Origin of the sequence: Methylobacterium oryzisoli, assembly GCF_046557895.1 — a bacterium.
Classification (GTDB): Bacteria; Pseudomonadota; Alphaproteobacteria; order Rhizobiales; family Beijerinckiaceae; genus Methylobacterium; species Methylobacterium oryzisoli.
Map to the genome: position 1 here is coordinate 1 of NZ_JBKIBX010000064.1, position 23,696 is coordinate 23,696.

The 23,696-nt window shown below is 61.2% G+C and carries 27 protein-coding genes; 12 read left to right on the top strand and 15 right to left on the bottom strand.

Going from position 1 to position 23,696, the window contains the following annotated elements; all coding sequences use genetic code 11:
* Positions 1-1,079: 1,079 nt before the first annotated feature.
* Positions 1,080-1,298: a DUF6894 family protein gene (locus ACKUB9_RS31750; RefSeq protein ID WP_407530239.1), complete on the top strand. Its 219-nt coding sequence runs from the start codon at positions 1,080-1,082 to the stop codon at positions 1,296-1,298.
* Positions 1,299-2,146: 848 nt separating this feature from the next.
* On the opposite strand, the gene ACKUB9_RS31755 is transcribed toward ACKUB9_RS31750, so the two are convergent.
* The gene (locus tag ACKUB9_RS31755) at positions 2,147-2,926 is read right to left on the bottom strand and encodes a DUF4394 domain-containing protein (RefSeq protein WP_407530241.1); all 780 of its coding nucleotides are present in this window, start codon (positions 2,924-2,926) and stop codon (positions 2,147-2,149) included.
* A 149-nt stretch (positions 2,927-3,075) separates the two neighbouring features.
* Between ACKUB9_RS31755 and ACKUB9_RS31760 the strand changes: the two genes are divergently transcribed.
* From ACKUB9_RS31760 to ACKUB9_RS31775, 4 genes are all read left to right on the top strand, one after another.
* Complete coding sequence (locus ACKUB9_RS31760) at positions 3,076-3,636, top strand: sigma-70 family RNA polymerase sigma factor (RefSeq protein ID WP_407530242.1); 561 nt, start codon at positions 3,076-3,078, stop codon at positions 3,634-3,636.
* A complete protein-coding gene (locus ACKUB9_RS31765) occupies positions 3,591-4,340 on the top strand; it encodes an anti-sigma factor (RefSeq protein ID WP_407530244.1) in 750 nt (249 codons plus the stop codon). The genes ACKUB9_RS31760 and ACKUB9_RS31765 overlap by 46 nt, the downstream gene beginning before the upstream one ends.
* An 82-nt stretch (positions 4,341-4,422) precedes the next feature.
* Positions 4,423-4,632 (top strand): hypothetical protein, encoded by a 210-nt coding sequence (locus ACKUB9_RS31770; protein ID WP_407530283.1) that lies wholly within the window; start codon positions 4,423-4,425, stop codon positions 4,630-4,632.
* Positions 4,633-4,675: 43 nt separating this feature from the next.
* Entirely contained in the window at positions 4,676-4,906 is a 231-nt protein-coding gene (locus tag ACKUB9_RS31775) for an adenylosuccinate synthase (RefSeq protein ID WP_407530285.1), read from the top strand.
* Between the two features lie 94 nt (positions 4,907-5,000).
* On the opposite strand, the gene ACKUB9_RS31780 is transcribed toward ACKUB9_RS31775, so the two are convergent.
* The 6 genes from ACKUB9_RS31780 to ACKUB9_RS31805 all read right to left on the bottom strand — a co-directional run bounded on the left by ACKUB9_RS31780 (position 5,001) and on the right by ACKUB9_RS31805 (position 8,203).
* Entirely contained in the window at positions 5,001-5,201 is a 201-nt protein-coding gene (locus ACKUB9_RS31780) for a hypothetical protein (protein ID WP_407530246.1), read from the bottom strand.
* 80 nt (positions 5,202-5,281) lie between these two features.
* On the bottom strand, positions 5,282-5,761 hold the full coding sequence (locus tag ACKUB9_RS31785; protein ID WP_407530247.1) for a hypothetical protein: 480 nt from the start codon (positions 5,759-5,761) through the stop codon (positions 5,282-5,284).
* 184 nt (positions 5,762-5,945) lie between these two features.
* The gene (locus ACKUB9_RS31790) at positions 5,946-6,197 is read right to left on the bottom strand and encodes a hypothetical protein (RefSeq protein WP_407530249.1); all 252 of its coding nucleotides are present in this window, start codon (positions 6,195-6,197) and stop codon (positions 5,946-5,948) included.
* A 765-nt stretch (positions 6,198-6,962) separates the two neighbouring features.
* Positions 6,963-7,247 (bottom strand): hypothetical protein, encoded by a 285-nt coding sequence (locus ACKUB9_RS31795; RefSeq protein WP_407530251.1) that lies wholly within the window; start codon positions 7,245-7,247, stop codon positions 6,963-6,965.
* A gap of 140 nt (positions 7,248-7,387) precedes the next feature.
* Positions 7,388-7,678 carry a hypothetical protein gene (locus ACKUB9_RS31800; RefSeq protein WP_407530253.1) on the bottom strand — a complete coding sequence of 97 codons (291 nt, stop codon included), beginning with the start codon at positions 7,676-7,678 and terminating at the stop codon, positions 7,388-7,390.
* Between the two features lie 273 nt (positions 7,679-7,951).
* The gene (locus ACKUB9_RS31805; RefSeq protein WP_407530254.1) at positions 7,952-8,203 is read right to left on the bottom strand and encodes a hypothetical protein; all 252 of its coding nucleotides are present in this window, start codon (positions 8,201-8,203) and stop codon (positions 7,952-7,954) included.
* A gap of 74 nt (positions 8,204-8,277) precedes the next feature.
* Between ACKUB9_RS31805 and ACKUB9_RS31810 the strand changes: the two genes are divergently transcribed.
* From ACKUB9_RS31810 to ACKUB9_RS31820, 3 genes are all read left to right on the top strand, one after another.
* Positions 8,278-8,448, top strand: coding sequence for a hypothetical protein (locus tag ACKUB9_RS31810; RefSeq protein ID WP_407530256.1), 171 nt, complete (start codon positions 8,278-8,280; stop codon positions 8,446-8,448).
* Between the two features lie 190 nt (positions 8,449-8,638).
* Positions 8,639-9,193 carry a DUF1643 domain-containing protein gene (locus ACKUB9_RS31815; RefSeq protein WP_407530258.1) on the top strand — a complete coding sequence of 185 codons (555 nt, stop codon included), beginning with the start codon at positions 8,639-8,641 and terminating at the stop codon, positions 9,191-9,193.
* Positions 9,194-9,195: 2 nt separating this feature from the next.
* Positions 9,196-9,450 carry an XRE family transcriptional regulator gene (locus ACKUB9_RS31820; protein ID WP_407530260.1) on the top strand — a complete coding sequence of 85 codons (255 nt, stop codon included), beginning with the start codon at positions 9,196-9,198 and terminating at the stop codon, positions 9,448-9,450.
* Between the two features lie 907 nt (positions 9,451-10,357).
* Here the strand turns inward: ACKUB9_RS31820 and ACKUB9_RS31825 are convergent.
* The 3 genes from ACKUB9_RS31825 to ACKUB9_RS31835 form a co-directional block, all read right to left on the bottom strand.
* On the bottom strand, positions 10,358-10,564 hold the full coding sequence (locus tag ACKUB9_RS31825; RefSeq protein ID WP_407530261.1) for a hypothetical protein: 207 nt from the start codon (positions 10,562-10,564) through the stop codon (positions 10,358-10,360).
* A 37-nt stretch (positions 10,565-10,601) separates the two neighbouring features.
* Positions 10,602-11,048, bottom strand: a complete 447-nt coding sequence (locus ACKUB9_RS31830; RefSeq protein WP_407530263.1) for a YncE family protein — start codon at positions 11,046-11,048, stop codon at positions 10,602-10,604.
* 153 nt (positions 11,049-11,201) lie between these two features.
* Positions 11,202-11,522, bottom strand: a complete 321-nt coding sequence (locus tag ACKUB9_RS31835) for a hypothetical protein (RefSeq protein WP_407530265.1) — start codon at positions 11,520-11,522, stop codon at positions 11,202-11,204.
* 447 nt (positions 11,523-11,969) lie between these two features.
* Here ACKUB9_RS31835 and ACKUB9_RS31840 point away from each other — a divergent pair, with 447 nt between their 5' ends.
* A complete protein-coding gene (locus ACKUB9_RS31840) occupies positions 11,970-12,395 on the top strand; it encodes a Ros/MucR family transcriptional regulator (protein ID WP_407530287.1) in 426 nt (141 codons plus the stop codon).
* Positions 12,396-12,643: 248 nt separating this feature from the next.
* Here the strand turns inward: ACKUB9_RS31840 and ACKUB9_RS31845 are convergent, their stop codons facing one another.
* The 4 genes from ACKUB9_RS31845 to ACKUB9_RS31860 form a co-directional block, all read right to left on the bottom strand.
* The gene (locus ACKUB9_RS31845) at positions 12,644-12,835 is read right to left on the bottom strand and encodes a hypothetical protein (RefSeq protein ID WP_407530267.1); all 192 of its coding nucleotides are present in this window, start codon (positions 12,833-12,835) and stop codon (positions 12,644-12,646) included.
* A gap of 1,216 nt (positions 12,836-14,051) precedes the next feature.
* Positions 14,052-14,306, bottom strand: a complete 255-nt coding sequence (locus ACKUB9_RS31850) for a recombinase family protein (protein ID WP_407530271.1) — start codon at positions 14,304-14,306, stop codon at positions 14,052-14,054.
* Positions 14,307-14,897: 591 nt separating this feature from the next.
* On the bottom strand, positions 14,898-15,449 hold the full coding sequence (locus ACKUB9_RS31855) for a hypothetical protein (protein WP_407530273.1): 552 nt from the start codon (positions 15,447-15,449) through the stop codon (positions 14,898-14,900).
* A gap of 31 nt (positions 15,450-15,480) precedes the next feature.
* Positions 15,481-15,789 (bottom strand): hypothetical protein, encoded by a 309-nt coding sequence (locus ACKUB9_RS31860; RefSeq protein WP_407530275.1) that lies wholly within the window; start codon positions 15,787-15,789, stop codon positions 15,481-15,483.
* Positions 15,790-16,225: 436 nt separating this feature from the next.
* Here ACKUB9_RS31860 and ACKUB9_RS31865 point away from each other — a divergent pair, with 436 nt between their 5' ends.
* Positions 16,226-16,864, top strand: a complete 639-nt coding sequence (locus ACKUB9_RS31865) for a Crp/Fnr family transcriptional regulator (protein WP_407530277.1) — start codon at positions 16,226-16,228, stop codon at positions 16,862-16,864.
* A gap of 192 nt (positions 16,865-17,056) precedes the next feature.
* Positions 17,057-17,341 (top strand): hypothetical protein, encoded by a 285-nt coding sequence (locus tag ACKUB9_RS31870; protein ID WP_407530278.1) that lies wholly within the window; start codon positions 17,057-17,059, stop codon positions 17,339-17,341.
* Between the two features lie 426 nt (positions 17,342-17,767).
* Here the strand turns inward: ACKUB9_RS31870 and ACKUB9_RS31875 are convergent, their stop codons facing one another.
* Entirely contained in the window at positions 17,768-20,842 is a 3,075-nt protein-coding gene (locus ACKUB9_RS31875; RefSeq protein WP_407530280.1) for a CHAT domain-containing protein, read from the bottom strand.
* Positions 20,843-21,935: 1,093 nt separating this feature from the next.
* Between ACKUB9_RS31875 and ACKUB9_RS31880 the strand changes: the two genes are divergently transcribed.
* The gene (locus tag ACKUB9_RS31880) at positions 21,936-22,973 is read left to right on the top strand and encodes a hypothetical protein (protein ID WP_407530281.1); all 1,038 of its coding nucleotides are present in this window, start codon (positions 21,936-21,938) and stop codon (positions 22,971-22,973) included.
* Positions 22,974-23,696 lie beyond the last annotated feature (723 nt).

Consider the following 23,696-nt stretch of genomic DNA (forward strand, 5'->3'; position numbering starts at 1 on the left):
ATCAGGGAATCACACCGCAGCAGACCCGAAAACCCCGCACCGACTCAGCCCAAACCGAAAACGCTCTAGCGGAGACACGTGGTACCTTGGCCGAGAGCCTCAGAACGGCAGGGCGTTCATCGTTCATCAACCCAATGGCCCCTCAGGAGGGCAGCGCAGTCACATCGAGTTGGGAGCGTTCTTGGCGGACGGTACGGGCAGGCCGGAACAGCAGGCCTTGCTCCGCCTGATCGGCACGCTCGTCGAGGTTCCTCCGTTCGCAGAACCGCGCTGAGGGCTGGGGTCGGAAGGCGGCGCACCCGGCGATCGTGACGCCGGAAGACCTGAAGCGTTTGGAGGCGATCCAGTTCGGGAGGGGCGACGCATCATCCGCAGCAACGGTAAGTCGCCGCTTGGCCGAGGAGACGGAGCGTCTGTCTCGATCGGGGGCTGGGCCGCTGACGGCGCAGGTGCAGACAGCAGACCCTCCGGCTGGAGGTTAGGACCTTGCCGGGCGTTCCGGTCTCGCGGAATCCCCGATCTCATGCTGCACGGGACCAATCACGGCAAGGTCACCATGGTCCCGATCATCGCCTTGTATCCGTCGCCAAGTCCGGGGCGGGTGGTGCGACCGTGGCCGATGGATGCTCCGGATGTCCTGAGCTGATGTGCGTGCGCAGCGCTGCCGCACGGGTGGAGGCGGATACAGATACGCCCAAAGAGTATACGGTAAGCACTCCGAGCCGTGCTATGGTAATCGAGAATGGTGCAGATCGATCTTCAATCAGTATGAAGCTGTCCGCAACATCAGACTGAAGATCCTAAAGGCACGAGGGCGACGCATTCATGCCATGAGCGCACCATGAGCCGCGCTGGAAACATGATAATCCCTTGATTTTATCGACAGGCGTCAATTATTTTGCTTGCTGTTTGATAAGATGTAGTATGATATTTCTGACATGCCGTCGAATGCCTGTCGTTTCTGCAGGCAGATGAGGGCGACTTTTGAGGATAATTTGAGCATTCAGGCTTAACATAGCGCTTCATCCTCAAGTTTATACGAGTATTGACACGATCGAGCCGTTGTCCTCGGAGGCGCCATGCCACAACGTTTTTACTTCGATCTCGTGAACGGGTTCACAATCATTCGCGATGATGAGGGCGTTGAGGCTGATGATCAGCATTTAGCTGTCATGTATGCTGAAGAGGCCATCTACGAGATGCGTTTAAACGGCGAGCTGCGTCGCATCGAGGGCGATTGGCGGCTCCACATTCGCACACAAAGCGGAGCCGTTCTGGCGACGCTTCCAGTCTCTTGAGTTCAGCCTGCCGGTTGTACATCGCGGTCGCGTTCCTGGATCGCTCAGGATTGCTGCGCTGCACGCTGCTCACGTGCGCCGCCTGACTGCGCTATTAACGTGAGACATGATTCATTTTGCGAAATTCTAATAATTCTAACCGACTGTCTCTCACAATTGCTAATCAGCGATATTGTTTCTGCTGTATTTTTTGGCACTGCAACACGCGAGTGTTGCGGTGCATGCACACGTCCAGACGAGGACCCGGTCCCTGCGGGCTTTGAGCATCGAAGGGCGCGGGAAATCGCGTCGATGCCACGGCTGCGCTCGGCGACATCGATCCATGAGCGTGTCTCCCACCACATCAATGCAGAGCGTATCGCTCGCACGGCGGGCACCTCGGCGAGCCTCGTCGCGTAGCGCGATGTGCGCATCTCGAACGTCGTCGACCCCGTCCGCTTCGTCACCGAACCCTCTCGCGCCGGTACCATGCTGCCGCGCCCGAAGCGGGGCGTTGCAGGCGTCCATAGCCGCATCAAGGCCCCTCGCTCGCGGTCGAACGCTCCGAACAGCGATCGTGGGCTGTCGGTCAGCGGCACAAAGGTCAGCGGCGATCACCCCGGCCGTGCTGTCTCGCCACGGCGCGCCTGCCGACCCGCGCCAGGTGCGCGCCGCCCCGACCGGATCAGCTCCAGCGTGTCGTTCGTCGCCTCCGGCAAGTGCACGACCGTCGAGACCGAGCCCTTCGGGTCGCTCCGGTCGTGCTCGCCGGTGACGGATGCCCATCACTTGGTCGGCCGCGTGTCCGTCCCGTGGCAGCCTCTCGCCCGCAAGGCGCGGCTGTCTCACAGATCGGTTCGGGCGGGCGGTTACATGCCAGGAAGCGCCGCGATGTCGCGCACCGGGCCCGAGGTGCCCGCGATCTTGGCCACCATCGTGGCCTTGCCGGTGGCGAGGTCGACCGCGTGCAGGGTGTCTCCCGACATCAGCCAGCCCTGGCTCTTGCCGGCAGCGTCGGTGGTGATGTCGAAGGCCGCGGCCTCGACCGGCATGCCGATCATGCCCACCGTGTTGAGGATGCCGTCGTTCGGCGGTGCCTGGCGCAAGAGTGAGCCCGACGCGTCGACATCATAGAGCACCGTCTCCTTCGCGCCCTTCATCGAATTGGTGTAGGCGCCTGCCACGACCTTCGCGGTCTTGCCCTTCATGCTGTCGGTTTCGGCGAACTTCAGCGCGCCGTCCTTCGTCACCTTGCCGTCGTCGACGTTGGCGCGCAGGTTCGTGCCGTCGGAACCGATCACTCGCAGACGGTCGGCGACCGGGTTGAAGTCGACAGTAGCCATCACGCCAGCGGGCAGCATGGTATCGAGCTTCGACTTCACCGTCGCCTTGCCGGTGGCGGTGTCCACGGCGAGAACCGTGCCGTCGACGGCGAGCGCGTAGAGCATCCCGTCAGCCGGGCGCACGTCGATGCCCAGGATGCGGCCGGGCGCACCGGTGACCTTCACGGTCTTCGTCACCTTCTTGGCGTTCACGTCGACCATGGCGAGGGTGTCGTCGCCGACGAGGGCCGCGACGCCCTGGGCTTGCGCCTTGTCTGCGAGGGGGGCCGACGCGAGCAGCGCGACCGCGAGGATAGCTCGGTTCATGGGTGTCTCCCGTTCCCGCCGGGCGCACCCGGCGACGCGGATACACGCCAGCCACGCGGCTGGATGCGGGGCGGGCTGAATTTTCTTGCTGGCGCATCCAGCGACGGTCCATGCGTGTAGTCTCGGCATGGATGCGGAGAGGTCGGCGAGTGCGGGGGGTGGCAGAGGCGACGCAGGCCGCGCTGTCGGTGAACGAGGCGCTGCGCCGCTCGGGAAGCGGCGACCGCGCGGCTCTGCGCGCGCTCTACGACAGCGAGGCACCGCGAATGCTCGGTGTGGCGCTCCGCATCCTGCGGCGGCGGGCGCTGGCCGAGGAGGCAGTGCACGACACGTTCGTCCAAGTGTGGCAGTGCGCTGGCGGGTTCGATCCGGCACGGGGCTCCGGGCGTGCCTTCCTCTACGCGATCCTGCGCAACCGCGCGCTCAACATCCTGCGCAGTGAAGCCCGTACTGACCTCACCGGCGCCGTGGACGAGGATGTGCCGAGCGAGGAGGAAGGCCCAGAGCAGGTGGTGGCTCGCCTCTCGGAGGCTGGGGCGCTGCGGCGCTGCCTCGACAGGCTCGACCCGCACCGCCGCAGCGCCATCGTGCTCGCCTACGCGCACGGGCTCAGCCACGGCGAACTCGCCGGACGGCTCGGCCTGCCGCTCGGGACTGTGAAGTCGTGGCTGCGCCGCTCTCTGCTCGCACTCCGGGAGTGCCTGTCGTGACACCGGCCGAGCGCGATGCCCTCGCCGCCGAGCACGTGCTCGGCCTTCTCGGCGGGCGCGACGCCGCCCAGGCGGTGCGGCTTGTCGAGGTGGACGCGGACTTCGCCGCACTCGTCGAGTCCTGGCGCGCCCGTCTCTCCGAGATCGACGCCACCGCTCCCGCCGAACCAGCGGACGAGGCGCTCTGGCGCCGGATCGAGGGCGATCTCGACGGCATCCCGGCCATCCCGTCGCACCCGAGCCTCGCAGATCGCCTGGCCGAACTCTGGAACAACCTCGGCTTCTGGCGCGGCACCGGTCTCGCCGCCGGGACCGCCTGCCTGGTTCTCGCCGCAGGGCTCGCGGTGCTTGCGGCGCGGCCGCCTGCGCCGGTCCTGGTCGCCGCCCTCCTCACCGAAGACAATCGGGTTGCGGCAATCGTCAACGTTGCGGCCGACGGGCGGGCCGATCTGATCCCGCTCACTGACCTGCCGGTTCCGAGCGGACGCGCGCTGGAGGTCTGGACCCTTTGGGATCGGACCCGCGGTCCTGTATCGGTCGGCCTCACCCGGACGGCGAGGCGGCTCAACCTGCGCGTGGGCGATCTGCCGAGGGCTGTACCCGACCAACTCTTTGAGATCACCCTGGAGCCTGAGAGCGGCTCGCCGACCGGCCGACCCACCGGCCCGATACTGATGAAAGGACTGACCGCACGGACGTTGTGATCGAAAGGCAGTGCAGCAGCCCATCGAACAAATCGATGATCCGAGGCGAGGCGTCTCGGAGGCAAAGTCCGCAGTCGGATGGCTGTGCAAGGTGCGGCCAAGCCAGTGGGACTTGGCGCCGACCGAGAGCCGTGCGCTCAAGCGAGCGGAGGCGATCGCGGGTCGGATGCAGCGCTCCGCGGCCCTCCGGATCGTGGCGGACGACGAGACGGAAGAGCCGGAGAGCGCCGCGCTCCTGGGTCAGCTCGGCGAGGTGCCCGACGACTCCACCGAAAACCTTCAGGGCAGCTAGAGCAGGGCCCGATCGCGTTGCGATCGGGCCCTGCTCTAAGTTTTTGATTTACCGCATTATCCGCATCGCGGATCGAGAGAGCGCACCGCTCAACATCGGGGTCGAGCAGCTCGGGAGGGGCAATCCGCGCCTGACGCCTCTCGCGATCGGTCAGTTGTTTCGCAAGCAGCGGGGCAGCCTGGAGGCCGCCTTGGCGGAGAGGGGATGCACCCTCGTCGACGACGCCGACCAAGGTTCTGGACGAGGGAAGGAGTTCGAGATCGGGCTTGCGTGAGGCCGGTGCGCAATCCCCGCTGCGCCTTCGATGAGGGCCGCTCGGCACGTCGATCCGCTGAGTGCGGACCTTGGGTCCGAGCGTCCCCGACTCTTCACGTGTCAGGCATCTCATCCGGCGCTGGCTCCTGCACCTGTGCATGCTGGTGGAGCGGGTGTGGGACCAGGGGGAAGAGTGTCCCGAGTCCATCCGCCACGCCGCTCAGCACCGGGTCGAAGGCGCTGCCGAACTCGCGCGGGTGCAGCAGCGGCTTGATGAGCGTCATCTCGGCTTGCGGGTGCTGGGAATGCTTCATCGGGTCATCGTGACATCAAGAGAGCACCGACCAGAGCTCAGGAGCCTGGCGCGCGCCCAGTGCGGGTAGGATTACATGCGTTAATCGAGATCCGGGTCGACCGGTTCCATCCGTGGACCGTGGCCGGACGGGAGCTGAAACTGAAAAAGCCCGCCACGGCTGGGCCGGGCGGGCAGAATGAGCCTCAGTTGCCACTCAGATGGGCCGCTGGAGCAAACCACACCTTCGCACGTGACGCCATTGACGAAGGTTATCACGCTTGCCGCGGTGCTGGCCGGGCGGGCTCTGTCGGATCGATGTACGGTGAGGATCAGGGCGGGGCGCCGGGCATGGACCTGCGGGATCGCCGCGACGAACGCGGACGTGTCCACAGCGTAGGCCGACAGCAGCACCACGAGCAGGGCCGCGAATCCGGCCACGCACCCGATCGCGATCCACTTCAGGCTCGGCAGCCTCTCGCCCATCGGATCGCCGATCGCTCCCGGCGACAGCAGAAGGTACGTCGCCCCGAGTGTCACACCGGACTGGTAGAACGCGATCAGGTCGTTCTGGATGAGCACGCGGACGAGTCGGCACGCAGCCGGATCAGCGTGTGGATGCGCGCTGCGACTTCGATCTCGGCCACGCCCAGGCGGTGCTCCGCGCGGCGGGGGATGGGGCGGAGCGGAGGCATCGAATGCACATGGAGGGCTCACGGTGACCCGTTCCCTCATTGTCGGCAGAATCGAAAATAACGCTGCGCACCTAACCTGCTGCGACGTATCGATTTTCGAGCTGTCGCATGTGCCGGCCCATTACCTCGATAATATGCTTGGCAAGCTTTAGTCGATCCTTCGCCGAGCCACCTTCTGTTCTTACGGTATACGCCGGAAAGCGGTCATTTCTCTCAATAAGGTCGAAATCAATGGAGATGATTCTCATAAGACCGGAGCGACTGTTGATTTCATCACGAACTTCGGACGCAAGGTGATCCAGCACATCACGATCGATTTTCATTGCAACGGTTCCGCCTTTGACTGGATTTCGAACCCCTCTCAATCGAGAAGCGGCAGTTTAGTTCCGAGTCTCTGCATTAAATTCCATCCATATTTTATCTTCATAACAAACATCAAATACACGCGTCGTGCTGACCAAAGCTCTCCCGAGTGCCCGGGGCAAGATGCCCCCGCGGGTATGCTGTCCCGCGAGTCGCCGGTGCAGGATCTCCACGCGCTCGCGCCTGAGAGCGCACCATGACCCCCTGTCGTCATCGACAGCTTCGCGGGCGGCCTATTCGCCGGTGCGCGGCTGCGTCATCCGGATCCTGCGCATCGCGTCCAAGAGCTTCTCGGCGAGCGGACCGCGCCGGATCTGCAGGTAGAGGGACTGCATCTCGTTCAGATCCCGCCGTGCGATGGCCTCAGCGACGCGAGGTGCGAACTTCACCGAGGTCGCCTCGGCCTTGCGGCGCCCGCCTCCATCCATGCTGCCTGCCCTTCCACATGCGCAACTTGGTGCGGCCTTAGGCCATGCGGTGCAGCATTCTGGTCGCAGCGAACCAGCACGATGGCATCCCTCATATGGGGGACATGCGGCCACAAAACTCAGGGGAGGAGTGATCATGGGCTCCGCCCGCGTCTATTCCTACCCAATAGGGATCAACGTCGAGGGTGTCTTCTACGGCCTTCTCGACGTCACAAGTGGCTCTGTGCAGCCGCTGCTCAGCGATGGGTCGATCTGGTCAGTCCAGTCTTGCTCAATTGCTTCGCAGGTTGCGCGCTTTCACTGCAACAGGAGCGATGTGGCGTCGCCCTGCTCGTCCAGGTTGCTCAACTCGGTCAGAACGCGATTGAGGAGGTGGTGCGCATCCTCATCGTCTCCAACCGAGTGCGGATCGCAGACGTAGAGGCTCACGAGATCGGCGAGCACAGCGTGCAGGACCAAGCGCAATCCCTGCTCGACGGTCTCGACTGGACCGGATCTACGGTCCGATCGCAGCACCTCGGCTGCCTTTTCCAGAAGATCTTGACACGCCTGAGTTGTGGCAAGTTTTTGCGCATCATCCATCTCTCGCCCTCAGCGCTCAAGCATGTGCTTGTCGGCAGCCTGTACTTAAATTCCTACAGGCTCAAGAGCATCTGGAGGGGTACCTCATTGGCGGAGATCGAGGAATGACCTCCGCCCGCATCAGACCTTCCATGGTCGTCTCACAGGGGGGCTCGCTCGCCCTCAGCGGCAGAGACGCCGATCAGGTGAAGCAGGCGCTCTCTTGCCCAGCGACCCACTGTGTAATTTGTATCGGGAATAGAAAGCGCGCTCGCATCGTCGAACTCCGCCACCTCAGCGAGCAGGTGATCCACGGTTTCGACGGTGACTGCAATGCCTCGGTAGGCGGCGATAGCTGCAGCCTGAGCCGCGATCTGCTCTGCGAGCATGAGATAGGTGATGAGTGGACCATCGTTGCGCTTCAGCGCGTCGTCCAGAAGGTCGAATGCCAAGCGCATATTCCCTCGCGATCGAGAGGCCCGCTGACTTCGACAACCATAAGTGGTTTATACAACCGATTCGTCCAGAGGGATTCATCCTGGCGCGACTATCGAGCGCGCCTCGTGGCAACTGCGCACGTCTTCGGACTGGTCGGAGCCGACACGTGGCCAGACAGCCTGGGTCAGGCCTGGTGCGATTGCGCCGGGAATGGAGCTGCCGCGTCTGAGAGGCGATGCATGACCCACCCCCTCGCCATCGCTAGCTCGGCGAGTTGCTCCGGACCTTTAGCGAAGCGCAGAGACCTCACAGCCGAATTGGCGCATGTAGCGGTTCATTGCTTCGACAATGGCCGCGGCGAGCTTGCATCTATCTTCGGCTGTTCCTCCGCACGTCTCTACTCTGTATGACGGAAAACTGCTGCGATCGCTCAACGTATCGAAATGTATCGCGATGATCTTGATCATTTCATGGCGATCGTTGATTTCATCGCGGATCAAGGACGCGACGCGAGTCAGCACTGATTGGTCAAGAGGCATCGGGGCGCTCCTGCGTTCCTTTCGATTATGTGCTCAGACTCCCTTCACGTGGTGTTAACTTGGGGCCAATTCACGTGACAATTTCTACTTACCCGAGCTTCACCCTGTTCGTCGCCGGTGCCGAGCGCCTCATCCACGGCGAGGCCGTGACGGTCACCCTGCAATCGCTCCTCGCCTACGGCCCGCAGCGCCATCACTGGGCTGTTGCGTGGTCGGGCGGAAAGGCGGGTGGGAGCGATGCCTGACATTCATCAATGCTCACACCCCTGTCGTGGGACCGCGGACAGGCGTACGATCAGCCATGGGCATGAACCAGATGAACCCACACAGTCTCTGGAACTGGTCGCAGATCGCAGCGCTGATCTTGCTCGCGCTCGGGCTGGCCGTCGCAGAGGCTCTATAGCTCCGTCCGACGGCGGAGGGAGGGCCTCCTCGGTGGAGGCTGATCGGCCGCGTGAGATCCGCGCCTCGGCCGAGTTCAGCCGTTGCGGCCTGTACCGTCGCCGCCTCGACCGCTGGTGGTCGGACGAGCCCCGCGCGCTCGTCTGCGGCAGCAATCCGAGCACGGCGGGGGCCGAGCGCAACGACCCGACCGTCTGCCGCCTCCGCGCCTTGCTGCGCGACAGGCCCGGCATCGGCGGCTTCACGCTGGTCAACGCGGAGGATCGCATCGCCACCGATCCGGCCGACCTCGCGCTCTGGCTCCGCGGATGCGATCTCGCCACCCTGCAGGCGCACCGCCGCGCCAACCTCGCGCGCATCCGAGCGCTCGCGGCCGACGCGGCGCTGTGCATAGTGGCCTGGGGCAACCTCGTGCCGCCCGGCCTGCATGCCGACCGGCTCGCCGCGGCGCTGTCACTCGACGGGCGCCGCCCGCTCCACGCCTTCGGCCTCACGCAGGACGGCGCGCCGATCCATCCGCTCGCCCGCGGACGATCGCGCGTACCGCTCGGGGCGTCGCTGCTGGTGTGGCGGCAGGGGGAGGGGTGACGATGCCGCGCCGGCCGGCCGACATCGATCTGCTGCCGGCGCCGCGCATCGCGGTCTCGCCGCGGCGCGGGCTGCGGCGGGAGGAGGCGGCGCTCTATGTCGGCGTCAGCCCGTCGAAGTTCGACGAGATGGTGCGCGACGGCCGGATGCCGAAGGCCAAGCGGGTCGACGGGTGCGTGATCCGGGACATCCGCCGCCCGGACTTGGCGCGGGACGCGCTCGGCGGCGATGATGCGGAGGCGAATCCGTGGGACTGAGCGCCGTGGTCCCGCATCGACCTGCCCTGCGTCATCGCCCACACCGACCGGCACGGGAACGTCCGCTGCTACGTCCACGGCCGCCCGGCGAAGAACGAGCACCGCAAGCCGGTCGAGGTCGACATCCCGCTGTTTCCCGATCTCGCCGAGGCGATCGCGGCCGGGCTCGCGGATCAGGGCGCGACGCCGCACGAGATCATGGCCGTGACGGGCCACCAGGCCATCGAGGAGGTGCAGCGCTACACGCGCGCGGCGCAGCAGGCGGCCTCGCCGACCGGGCCATGGCACTCCTCGCGCGCGACACGCCGGGTCCCGTCGCCGCCAAGGGTTTGAAATCGAAGGGAAATTTGGGGAAGGTGGCGCTCCCAAGGGGAAACGGCGCACTTCATCTCAGGGCGTTGGTTTTGCGAGGCTTTTTCACCGAGAGTGTAGCAGCAGTGTAGCATCGATCCGGGGCGCCCCGCCAGGTATTCTTATCCTCAGAGAGGCGCTCGGCGGGTTTGGAGGCGACTGCATATTGACGGCGACGCCGCTGGCCTCTGATTTGGGGGGTTAGAGATCGCTGCCCGCCCGGTCACGGTGGTTGAGAACGACGGGCAGGAGACTCCCTATCGCTTCCGATCCCGCACGCGGCTGCCCAGCACCCGTCTACGAAGCCTACTTGCGCCTTGCCACGGAACAGGAGTGGCTGGCCATTCATCTTGGGAGTGCCGTCATTCACATAGGGGGTTGGCACGTCGGCATCGAGCCGCAGCTCGCGATAGCTCTTGATATCCGATCAGCCGGGCACTGACGCCGTGGCCCTCACGATGATGCGGTGCTTGAAACAAATTCCGGTCCTGGGACGACGCTAGATAGCTACGTGTAGCGCCGACCCAAGCACCGTTATCTGAAGTAGTTGGTCTAGCTACTTGCTGACCCGAGCTGCGGCAGGATGGCCTGAAACCTTGAAGCGTTTACCCGTGTCAGTTATGTCAGTGCCGTTCACGCGGTAAATCGAAAAATCTTGATCGAGGTAGTTTCCAACCAGTAGGTATTTCCCATCAGGCGTGAACACAGCCGCCTCAGGCAATCCACCGGTCTCGATTCTATCCTTGATTTTGGTGACCCGCATCCCATCGATCTTCAAGACGGAGAGCGTTCCATTCTTGTTATAGAAGAAGTCCTTTTTTTCCGGAGTTCGAGCCATTGAGAATCACAGCAACAGCAACATCACCCTTAGGGCTGATCGCTATTCCCTCTGGACCATCTCCTACTACGACTTTGTCAATGACTCTTGGCGGTTCCGCTTTAAGATCAATAACGCTCACAGTATCAACATTGCCGTCCGATGCTCCAGAGAACCCGTTATCAGCTGTTAACGCGATATTGCCATCAGGACTCACGGCAACGTTGTAAGGCCATAATCCAACTGGCAAGTCCTTCTTATAATAAGTTATCTTGCCGTCAGAGTCTACATTCAGAATCGCGACCTTGTGATTAACAAATTTAGTAGCGATGGCCATTTTCCCATCGGGAACAAACTCAACGTGTGAGATCAGCTCATCAACTGGAATTTTCTCCGTAAGTTCAACTTCCTTATTCTTGATCGGCAGCACGCCTACAGCATTGTCGCCTCTTAATGCAACAAGGGCCAGGGTGCCGTCACGATTGATATCGAGGCCCGACGGCTGCTTTCCGACATCAATGGTCTTCAGTAGCTTGGGAGGATTCTCTTCTAAATCGATGACATAAATTTTAGTATCAGGGACCTACTTAAGCGCGTCTCCATCTTTCACTACATTCACCGAGTCGGCTACAAGGGCTAGAGTGCCGGAGGAGTTTATGGCCAGATTGACGGGAGGGCCGACAACAGAATTCTTCAACGGTAGAGTGGCAACCGCCTTCGGTTCCTCGGGATTTTGTAAGTCAACGATCAAAACCGTGTCACGGCCACTGGCCGACAGCACTGGTTTGCCGTTATCATCCCAAGTCAACTTCTCGTCATTTCCCACAATCATGAATGGCTTGGCTGAAACCGGCAGTGCGGAAAGTAACATCAAGGAAGCGCCTACAAGCAGGGTCGCTTTCAAACACCGCATCGTTCTCTCCTTAGTTTCCTAAGATCGTTATTTTTGTGACGCGCTCACCTGGCCATTATCGTCGCCGACTAGCGATGGAGCAACCGCCTAAATCCGCATGAAGGAAGCAACCTGGCTGGACGAACGCTGGCTTCCACGTGGTCAGAGACTTCTCGTCTCGGCCACACACGGCGGAGGCTGCGCGATGACCCCTCAGAAGGGCTCCAGCTCGGATGACGAAGCATCTCGATGAGAGAAGGACTTCGGCGATCCGGCGCCCTGGTCGAGAGCGAAGCCCGCCGCGAAAGGCAGCTCCTCACCGACGCGACCTGTGGCGTCGGTCAGGAGCTGCAAATCACGCATGCCGAGCGTGATGATGCCGTTAACCAATTATTTACCATGATGTCTCCCAATCATGGATCTGTGCAGCCGCAGGCGATCGCGCTGGAGGACTGGCGCATGAGCGAAGAAGTAGGCCCGGTACCCGCTGACAAGGTTGGGCTCGCTGCCGCCATCGTGTCAGCCTATGTAGCGAAAAACCCAATCCGGCCGGGCGACCTGCCCGCCCTGATCCAGGCCGTTCACTCCTCCCTGATCCAGCTCGGCACGCCGTCGGCGCCCGAGCCGGAGAAGCTGACGCCGCCCGTCCCGATCAAGAGAACGGTGACGCCGGACCACATCATCAGCCTGGAGGACGGCAAACCCTACAAGACCCTCAAGCGGCACCTGTCGGGGCGCGGCCTGACGCCCGACCAGTACCGCCAGAAGTGGGGCCTGCCGTCCGACTACCCGATGGTGGCGGCCAACTACGCCGCCCAGCGCTCCGAACTCGCCAAGACGAGCGGGCTCGGCCAGAGCCGCAGGCGGAGCCTCGGTAGAAAATAAGTTGCCAGTTCCGTCTAAGGAAGAGCATGCAGCCATGTGATGTCTGTCACATGCGCCGAGGTCAAATTTTACTTCAATAGTCAGTGTACCGGAGGGGCAGCCATGAAACGGTCTCTAGGAGGTATTGCCAAGTGTCGTATCCTGCGTGAGCTGGATCGCGTGCTGGCCGAGCGTATTGCTAGCCAGGCTGCTAAAATGACTACAGATCGCTTTGATAAATAAGAGGATGTGCGGCTTCAGCTGCGATCCTAAGTTCCGATGGCACGATTGCGTTTACATATCGCTGAGCGCCAGCCTTGGGTTTCGACGCTGATTCCATAAGTGATCTCCCACCAACCCGGCTGCGGGTCGGCCATGAGGCCGTCAACGACAGCTTGCAGCTCTTGGTGCGTCACGATCCTGTGCATCATCAGCTCGCCGATCGTGAGCCGGTCAGCCATGCCGGTCGTCTCGACCCCGCATATTGTCGGGCGATCAGGGCGGCGGGCCGGATCCCGAGGAAGAGAGGGGGCGGTGCTCCGGCCCGCAGATGAAGCTGCCCATCCACACCAGACCTCGGAGGTCAACGAATAGCGCCACATGCGAGGTGTCGCTCAGACCGTGCGGACTGTCTGTCGCTCAGCGTGAACGTGGGTGTGCGGGCCGAGCTCCAGGCCGGTCCGCCCGCGCACCCGACCCGCCGTTCTGCACCGGGGGTTACGGGACCGGCACCGACCGCGCGTCCAGCCTCGCACGGGTTCGTGGGGCCGTTCCCCCACAAAGAGCAGGATAAGGAGTTGCGGCACGGGCCGGGTGTCATAGGCGGGATCCGACACCCAGCCCGTGGTCCGACGCGGACCCAGCCTTTGACGCGCGGACGCCTTTAGGCTCGCACAGAAAGCGGGGCAGTTCCCTATCAAAAGAGCAGGTCAGTCTAGCCGCGCGCCCGCGAGGCCCTGCCGGAGGCCAACTTCCTACTCCGTTCCTCTGAACATGTAAGGATGCCCAGCATCAACTAGGGCCCGGTCAATGGCCTCGATCGCGGTGAGCACCTTACTCAGCGCCTCAACTCTCGGCAGGTCCAGGTCGTGCGATACTGCAATCTGCTCAGCAAGAGCGAGCCTGTTGCTGGCCAGCTGCTCGCGAGCTTTCGTCAGAGCATCGCGCTCTGCCGTAGTCACTGACTTACCTGCGCATCCCAATTGATCGAACGGCCCTTGCGCTGGAGCCGCGTGCCTTTAACCGCACTCTTAACGAGCTTGTGGCCGTAGAACAGAGGGACAGCGCCACCAATCAAGAAAAGGGCCCCAACGGCCAACAGCAGGTCCATATGCCTCCCCATCGCTCATCTCCGCCCTGCACGGGCTTTGGCGCAAATAGAAGGACACACGGATCCACCCTGCAACCTAGACAGTTTTTAAAATATTGTTGACGCGGCTCCTCAACGCCCTCGTGTTGCCTTCGAGCAACAGCCGCGGGGCGCGATCCAGCTCCTTGCCCTCATGATGTCCTCCCACGGCGCATATCTCCGCAGACTGGCCGAGGCGAGGTGATCGAGGGAGCTCTTATCTTCGGCTGAGAACCGGACAATGTGCTCCAGCTTGCGGGTCAGCGGGTTCATTGCGCTTGGGTTGTCCTAAGAAGGGTTCGACTGTCAGTTAAGCTCCGAATGAAAATTCAAGTCGTCCATCGCAAAACATTTTTTACTTGAGCAACGGACCACTTGCCGCCCCTTGCAGTTGGGATACGACGTGCCTCCAGTTCATTGGCGATCGCGTAGAAGCTAGACCCGGCAGCGCGAAGCTCCTGCACCAGGGAGCTAACAGAAGATGCATTGATTATAGCCTTAGTCTTGCCGTTAGCAATATTTGTGGAGATGGCTTTCGCGTGCCATCGAAGGAAATTTGATCCCTTTCTGGCTGGAGTATGCATGATATCACTGACGCGTTTGTGCTGACGCGTTTCCCTCGCGGCTAAATTCTCTAAGCAGTATAGGTTGTATGAACCGTTCAGCGCAAAGGCGCGCTGGTATTATGACGAGACCTGCGCGCGACCCTGGAGAGCTACCATTCTTAGTGCCTCTTGGGACAAGGCAGACCCAAGATGCTGTGCTTCGAGCGCTTCGCGCACAGGTCCCACTCCGTAGTCCTTTGTCCGCGCAATCCGGCTGGGAACCCTGGACACCTGAACGACTGACTACTCACCACTATGAGCCGCAGGAGCGCCCCTCTGCTCAGCTCGGCTGCTAAGGCCCCTCGGGAAAGCTCTGGAGGCCCGAAGGTCCCAAATGGGAAGGGGCGCGATCTCAACCCGGCTGCTAGCCTTCGCTCGTGTGAGTGAACCTGCTGCCGGTCACGGACATGGTCGGGCAGCGGAGTTTGCGAGTGCCCTATGCCGCCAGATCGCACGCATAGACACCAGGATCAGAGCTACGAGGCCCTCATTCGCATTGCTAAAGGGCTTGAGCTTAACGCCAGTCATCTTTGGCGATGCATCGTGCGGCTGAGGGAGCTGGGCTTCACTTCAACCGCCGAAGGCGCCGCTATAGCCCTTCATCGTGGGGTTGAGTTCGCACGTGCCTCCCAAATGCTCTGCGATAGCTCTGAAGGCAGCGTCGATCGAGGGATGGTGCTTGAGGATGCCTTCGAGGGCGCTCGGGGAACCGGCCACGATGCTCACTTGTGATGATCCTGGAGTTCTCTGAACCGCGCCCAAGGAATCTCCCGAGCGGTCGGTGAGCCACCAAGTGGTCTCGTCCGCCAATGGCGTGGCAATGACGTCCAAGATCCAGCCAGTCACAGGGGAAACCACTGGCACTCCGAGCCTTCGAACGAGGACCGGCCGCCCTACTGCTATTTCAGGCTCAGCGCTTGGGAGGCAGACACGGTGTGTGCTGTTGGCGCTCTCGGCTTCTGCGAGTGCAGGGTCAGCGAGGCCGCGGCGGTAGCTCAGAGCGACGGCGTGCCAGAACGCAGCACTGTCACCGCCAAGCCGTGCGATGCTCTCCTCGATGCGTTCTCGCGCTTGCTGGACCAGACTCTCGGCTGGAGCAAGCGGTACCTCAATGTCGGCCATGGCTGCCTTCCGAATGTTAATCTCCGTAACATCAACGTGGCAAGCAGCCTTTGGTGCCGAGTGCATACTGGCTAAGAGTAACTGGCACATGCGGCTGATGGGAGTAAGGACGGGTTACATGCACGTACCAGTGTGACGCCGTGGAGCTCCGCCACCGAGTTGCAGGCCGCCGCACTCGAAGCAAGGGGGGCGAGGAATGCGAGATATGGTCGCTCCCCAGCCTCGAACCACCGAGTTTGCCGCAGTCGGCTGCTCCGGGTTCCTGTGCACCAAACTGGTTGCGCGGAAATATCAATACTACGAACCCTGCGGAGCAATACCGGCGCCGGAGCGTTTCCAATCCTTTGTACGCCGACCAGAAATCGTAGAGAGGCCGTTTTGACGATTAACATGACTTTTCCGCCGTGCTCTGAGAAGGCGATCTGTAGGTACGTGCCCGGTTTTATCTTGACGATTAGCCTTATCCGTTCTGCAACCAGCCCACCCGACCCCACCGCAGCGGCTTTATTTTCGGCTGTCCGTCTGTCAATAGCGCAATGTTTTGCTCAACATAGCTTGTCTCAGTCGCATTGGACGATCGAGCATGCTCAGGTTGCACATGTCTCGGCCTAATCCAAATGGCCGAGTGGAATGTCATCGAGTTGCAACGCCGCTAGTGAATTGCGTCTATGACGCTCAAGGTGGACAACCTACGCCAGGTCTGATTGAGGTGTTTTATGACGAACGCCTTCGTTCGGAGGCTCCTGAGAGTCGCGGAACTAAGTGAATGTGACCGGGTGCGCTTGCTCGACGCAACCTCGCGCACTGAGGCCATCGCTCCACAGACAGTTCTGATGCGTGAGGGAGATCTGCACGAGGGTGGCTACGTCCTGCTCAGCGGTTTCGCCTACTGCTTCAAGCTTCTGACAAATGGAGACCGTCAGATCGTTGCCTACCACGTGCCGGGCGATGCGGATGGGCTCTATGGTATTTACATCGAGAGCGCAGACTACACGGTTGTGACACTCACGCCGTGTACCGTAGCCTTCATCTCACGCAGCACGATCGATGACTGGCTCGCTCATAGCCCCGGCATTGCGCGAGCACTCTGGTGGTCGCTCCTTGCTGAGAAGAGTTATCTTTGCGCGTCGCTGACCAACATCGGGCAAAGACCGGGTCCTCAGCGATTGGCGTACTTGCTTTGTGAAATCCTCTCTCGCTTAAAGGCCGTCGGGATGGCGAGGACTGGCAGCTTCGAGGTCCCACTCACACACCGCGATTTTGCTGATATACTAGGAATGAGTGAGGTACATGCTTGCAGAGCGTTCAAGCATCTGCTAGCGCTGGGTGTGGTGATTGCTGATCATGCTGGCATTGTAGTGACAGATGCTGATCGGTTGAAGTGCTTTGCCGAGTTCGATCAGGCGTGCTACTGAGCAAGTTGTTAGCACAATAAGACGACTCAGACGTTTTAGTATCATTTCGCGCGCGCTTGGCTCTTATGTGGAACTCAGCGGCGGGCTTGCTGTTGCCTCCTACAACGCGGGGTGAAACGACTCTTTTTCGTTCCAAAGCACAACCTGCAAGCCAGCGGCGCGCCACCTATGTGCGCCCGTTGAGAAGAGCGCATGGTGGACTCGATGGGATCAAGCGTCTGCTCACAGCCTGTGGTCGTGAACACTGGAGATGGTGGCCAAGACGGTCTTCTCGTGTTTGTTGCCAAACAGCTCGTGGCAGTGCTCGTTCTTCTCGAAGGTAGGCATAATCTGGATACCTCGCTCCACGGAAAATGGTTCCTCGAAGCTGGGTTCGGTCCTTGCCAAGATTGGAACAAGGGGCAGATCTTTACCACACGGGAAGAAGCAATTGTATGGATTCAGGATCAGGTTCTGATAGATGGTGGTGGCATATAGTAAACTGAGCCACGACCGCGGCAGTGATCATGCAATAGCGGGCCCATTCAGATGTTGCGATTCATGCAGATGTCGGATGCGCCCCCAACAACGTCAGCGCGTCGTGGTTTTATGCCTTTCAATTCAGTTTTTATTGATGTGATTGTATCCGGCATCTGGAAAAGTAAAATCATTCTGATCTTCGTCCGGAAAATCATCGATTGCCGGATCCACTCAAGCAAAAATTGATTTCTTGTTATACTGAAAGAAAATTTTGCACTGATTGAGGCCGAGCTGCCCGCTGTCTGAGAAATTTGTAGCACGTGCCTCAGCTCGTTCGAGTGCGGCTGGTGGAATGTTGCCGCGCATTTTTCCTCAGATCCGTCCTGCCCGAGCAGCACAGAATAGACTTTTCTAGCATTCAGGGCATCTGACCCAGGAGTAGTCTCATTGGCTTAGTGGCTGAACGCCAATCGCCGCGAACCCAGCCCAATAGGCAGGATGCGCCCACTCGCTCGGCCCGTCCCCGTCGATCAGAGCCAGCGTCGTAGCGCGCAACGCGTCCGCCCAGTCGGCGTCGGGTTTGCCGGTCCGGTACGCGATGAGGCCGGTCGTGATCTTGACCGCAGAGTTTGAGGGGATCGCCCAATGTGTCGCGAGGAGGCTCTGCGCCCCTGCGGCGAAGAAGCCTCGCGCGAGCCCGGACAGGCCCTCCGCTTTCGGTCGGCCATCCGAGGTCGCAGTGTTGCACGCGGACAAGATCACCAGATCCGCATTGAGGCGCAGGCCCATGATCTCGGATAGCGATAGGAAGCCGTCGTCCTCCCGGCTGGCCTCCGTCGGAGGCGTCAGCACGAGCCCCGGTTCGCTCGTTCCGTTCACCTCTCCGGCGAGGGCGCCATGCGTGGCGAAGGCCACAATCCGATAGTCCGACAGATCCATGGCGCGCACCGTCCTTTCGTTGGCCTGCGCACCGAGAACGAGGGCTTCTGGCGGGGCCGCGAGCAGCGTGGCGATGGTCCGCAACTCGTCGGCCGACTCGGGCAGGCTGACGAGCCGCCGCAGGAAGGACACGTCCGCGAGCCCTCCGGCCGAACCTTTGAACGCACCAGCAATGTCGATACTTCTCAAGTCGCCTGCGTCGGCGAGCTGCGGGTTGCCAACGCCCAGAAACGGCTTTCCAACGCGGATCGGCTCGCGGTTCGTACGCTGAGCTACCAGCGTGCGCACGGAGGGCAGGAGTGCGATGGCATGGGACCGTATCAACCACCTCGGGTTGGCGGTCCGCAGTGCTGTGCCATCGGACGCTGGTTGGTTTAACGGCTGCGTCAGGAGCAGCCCGTAGGGCATCGCCTGTAGCGGCCCGTCGCCGACGATGACAAGCTTCCTGTAGTCGCCCAGGGCCGCGCCGATCGGTCCGAAGATGAGCTCGTGCAGCTTGGCCGCATCGGCGAATGAAAATGGCGGAAACAAGCTTCGCGAGATGTCGCCAGAGCTGCGGAGGGAGCGTACGAGGTTCTCCAGAGCCTGGGCGCGGACGTCGGAGCGCCAAGCAAGGCTCCGCCCCGACCTATCTAGCAGGAAGCCGTAGAGCCCATGGCTGCCGACGTGGAGGAGGACGAGAGCCTCCCCGTCCTGCAACCGTGCCCGCGCGTCGGCGAGCGCGACGGTCTCGATGTCCTCGACGCGTGTGAGGCCGCCGGGCAGCTGACTCTCGAAAGCACGTCTCGCGACGTCCCTCTGCGCCGCGGTTGTCTGCTTGTGGCGAGCCAGCGCGCCCTCGACGTCGCCCGCCTCGTAGGCGTAGGCGGCAATCTGCTTGGCGCGCTCCGCCCGCGCCGAAGCGTCGAGGTAGGTGCGATGCAAGTTGCGCGTTGTCTCGTCGGCCAGAAGCCGACGCCGACCAGCCACCTCAAGCGCGAGCGCCGTCTCCCCGAACATGGCGGCCTGCATGGCCCGGAAGAGCGGGTCGTGATCGGGGTTGTTGCGGGACACGCCGCTCTTGACGACGATCTCATTGCGCTTCTGCGCGATGAGACGCAGGGCCGGAGCCAAGTTGCGCAGGGCAAGGATCGTGCCCTCTCCAGCCGTCGTCCATTCCTGCCGCAGCTTGGCCGCGATGAGCCCGGAGGCTTCGTCGAGATAGCGCGTCGCAGCCCGCGCCTCCCCGCTGGCGAGCCGCACGGAGGCGAGACGGGCCAGGCCGGGCGCGTACACGTCGGCCAGGGTCAGGCGCTCCGACGGCAGATCAGGCGACCGCAGGAGCGGATTGCGCTCAGCCAACATCTCAAGCGCGACACGAGCCGCATTCCGGTATCCAGTTGCTTGAAGGTATCGGGCGCTCCTGTCGAGGAAGCCTGCGATTCTGTCGTCAACCCCGAACTGCTCGTAAGCGTACTCGATCGTGCGTTTGAAAATTCCACGCAGCAGCTGAGACTGCCGCTTATCATCCCGTTCGAGCAAGGCTGAAATTACGTCGTCAGTACTCGTCCCTCCTTCTATATAGCTAGCTAGTGAGATCACAATCGCGGCACTCGTCTCGTCTTGGATGTGCAAAACGCTGTTAACCGTCGCCGCTGCGCTTGGGCCTTGACCGGCATAGAGGCGCAGAAAGCGCTGGACATACGACTTGCGCTCCGCTGGCGTGAATGTCGAAGCAGGCGCTGAGAACGCAATCAACAGGTACTCATACTCGCCGAATTCGGTGTTGCTGAAATTTCGTCCTTGATTCTGGGTCAGGGCCGCATGAATCCATCGCTTGACCGACGCAGCGATGGGATCTCCGCAACCGGCACAGAAATACCCTCGAACGTGCTTGCCGATCAGGTCCTTGAACTCCGGCCCGACGACGTTGATCTCGTCGGAGGTCTTCAGCTTCGCACGATGCTGAATTGCGATCGTCGCGAGCTCGTCGAGCGCGGCCATCGCGCTCTTCTGGTCCAACCGGGCATCTGAGATCCGTGCCCTGGCCAGGGTGGTCTGGTAGCGGCGAGCGACGTTCAGGAGCGCCGGATGGATGCGAAAAAGCTCGTCGAGGCGTTCGAGGGCCTGCTCGGCCAGCCCAAGATTGGTGCTCTTTGCGAGGGATAATAGTACGTCTATCAGCCTCTCCGGCCTGGACGATGGGATCTGCGAGGCGAAGCCTTCAGCGTCCCGACGGAACTCGGTTTCGGCAGCGTAGAGGGTGAGACTGGAGGCTGCATCCGCGGAAATATCTGCCGCGCACGACAGCAGGGCCGCTTCCATCGATTGATCGGACTTGCAGGAATCCAAATCACGGGCGAATTTCAGCAGGGCACTCTTATATAGATCTTCGCTTACAAAGCGCGACAACAGTAAGTGCTGATAGATATTCCCCCATGCACCAGCATTGTCAGTTTCCACGCTGAGTGATTGCGCCTTATCCAAGAGCAATGTCTCGAAAGCTCGCCTGTCCAGCGTACGTTTGGCGTTTGCCTCTGCTCCGACAGAAGCGCATGACATGCAAACACTGCACGTGAACGCGATCATGAATCGCAGCATGGAGTGCCCATATCGTTTCGAGTTGATAATACTGCTTATTTTCTTATCTGTTATAATGTAATATTATGTCAATACCTTTTAGTCCTACGTGACATTTTCTTGCCGCTACAATATCTCTCAGTGCATTGGGCATAGGCTTTAAACCCCTTTCCGCTCCAATCTGGCGTATTATGCATGCATCTCCATATGCATCTCTGCGTCTCCATCGGATCCTCTCTGGCGAAGGCGGGAAGAGCGTTCAAGTAAAGAATGATTGAAGCAATAAGGGGTGTCGCAATTTTCACTTCCGCCTCCTAAATTCTTAGGCCCTCCCACGAGCTGACGCTGCTATTTGAGCAGGCGATGGAGCTAGGGGCCGAGATTTACCAAAAGACAGCTTGCAGCTATTCGACCGCACTTCAAGAGAGCTCCCCCTTTTGCGGCGATGCCTAACACCTTTGATCATTTATGTGTTCATGCGTCTGATCGCTCGGGTAGCTACCGCTCCGATCCTGACAAGTCTCACGATCTGCCTCCGTCCGCACCGGCTAAGGCAGGAGAGGGCAGGGAAAGCTTTGCGACCGTCTCTACTACTCTTTCGACCCCAATACCCTCCCGATCAGCTGGGATCATCGCAAATTACCATAGGACGTGAGATTTCATCTAGAATGCTACAGGCAATAATTGAGCTCTTATATTCGCGTCCAGCGGTCTAGAAGCGCTTGAAATAAAATTTTTCTCATGATATATTGCCGTCAATTGAACGGCAATCGACACTGATGTGCGAACCCTACCGCCGAGTGTGACATCTCGCGCCTGTCGATTGTGCGAACTGCAGCAGCTGACTGCATGCCCCCTCGCGAGGCTTATTGCTAGCCCTTGAAGGGGAGCTCGACGACTATTTCCCGTATTTCAGGAGATCCGAAATGGTTCAACTGATTGAAGAGGCCGCCTCGACTACAAACCCTTGGCTGAAGTTGAAATGGGCCGCCGCAGCCCTGCTCAGGTTTCGTGATCAGCGCCAGGCTCAAGCATCGGAGGGCTGTGCCTGTGCCTTGAGTCGCAGGCTCGATGACGCCGAGGCGGACAGCCCTGAACCTGAGGGGAGGGGGCAGTGACCGCCGGGCTGGCTCCCCGCCCCAGGTCTGCGCGGCCGAGGCAGCGCCCAATAACCTTTGCCGAGCGCCTGGTCCTGCAAGTCTGCCGAGCTTCGCCCGATCCCACCTACCTGAAAAGGCTCCGGACTCAACTGACGCGGCAGGGGATCCGACGAGCTGTAGCCCAGCACGACACCCCAGCCCTGTTCAACTGGCTCGTCGAGGTGGCGAGCTACCAAGGGATCGCCGACACAATTGCCTGGACCTACATGCAGCAGCACGGGCGCGTGCGCTGGGCTGACCTGCAGGCCGCCTTCTCAAGTGGTCCAAAGTGCCCGAAGCTCGCGAGCTTCGAGGCGTTCCATGGCTGCCGGTATCGCAAGGCTAGCCACACCTGTGCGCACCCGGAGCATCTTCCCGGTTGCCCGCTGCCCACACACCCGCTCCGTAAGGGCAGCCTGAACCAGGCCGCATACGCCCTCTACCTGTTCATGCGAGACGAGTGTCGGGGCGACTTAGTAGCCTGGATCGATGCGCAGCTCGCCGCCGCAGACCAGCCGGGGGCATTAGATCGAGCTCAGCGGATGCGCGAAGCTTTGCTGCGGCCCCTCGCTGGGGTGCATGGCTTCGGTCCGAAGGTGGCTTCGATGGCTTTTGCGGAGCTGCTGCTCGGGACCGATCCGAAACGGGAGCGTTGGCTCAGCGTGGGAAGCAGCCTGATCGTGGTGGACACTCTCGTGCACAACTGGCTGCACCGAACCGGAATCTTGCAGCGCCTCGACGCGGAGCACGCCTACGGACCGGCCTGCTATCGACCAGGCGGCTGTGCCGAGATCATCGAAGCCCTTGCCCGCCGGATCGACGCCCGGCAGTTCAATCCGGCTTTCCCGGCCGTTTTCCCCCGCTACCTGCAAAAGGCGATTTGGGCGTTCTGCGCCGAGAACGGGCTGGGGATCTGCAACGGCAACCAGATTGACGATAGTCAATCTTGTACGGACCACACCTGCTATCTTTCCTCCAATTGCCGCCGGATTGCACTTAGATCAGCAAGATGACCGAAGCTGCACAATGGCAGTTCGGTAAGTTAAAATTCCCGAAGTGCGCTTAACGCCCGACATAGCTGAATTTATTACCAAAAAATTCGTCAGCTCAGTGGATGTGCTAGCCCAACTTAATCCTCTTGATATTTTTCCGCCAGACCGGGCGCGGGCTGTGAGCAGACGAGAATGAGTTAAGCAACAGTCAGCAATGGCGCAGAGTAGCGATTCGACTGCTGAGGTTGGAGGACGAACAACAGTCGGCTCGCCGCTTCAGGTGCTGGGGGCACGCAGTCTGAAGCACCACAGCCTCTCACAACGAAACGGGTCGGTCACGGCGTCGCGTGCCCCCTCAGCCGCTCGACCGTGCCGACCCGCCGCCGCCCAGCAGACCGAAGGCCCACGAGCGGCACATCACAACCGCCCGTCTGTGTTTCGGGTCCGCATGTAGCGGTTACCGTGGTCGGAAGCCTACAAGGCAGGGGATGGGACAGCGCTGCCGAGCATGGAAGTCCCGAACTTGCGATGCCATCACTGCGTAGGTGCAGAGAGCGCAGCCGGGTAGGGCAAACGCGAACTCCTGACCCCTTGCGGACATTCAAGATGCGACCGTCGAAGGTCCGGATGGGATGGTTTGCAGACCCTGAGAGGCCCGCCATGATAAGGGGCATGTGTACCGCCCGCGGTTTGTGAGACACCGATTTAAACCCTATGCGGCGAGAGCCGCCGGTGGAAGCTGCG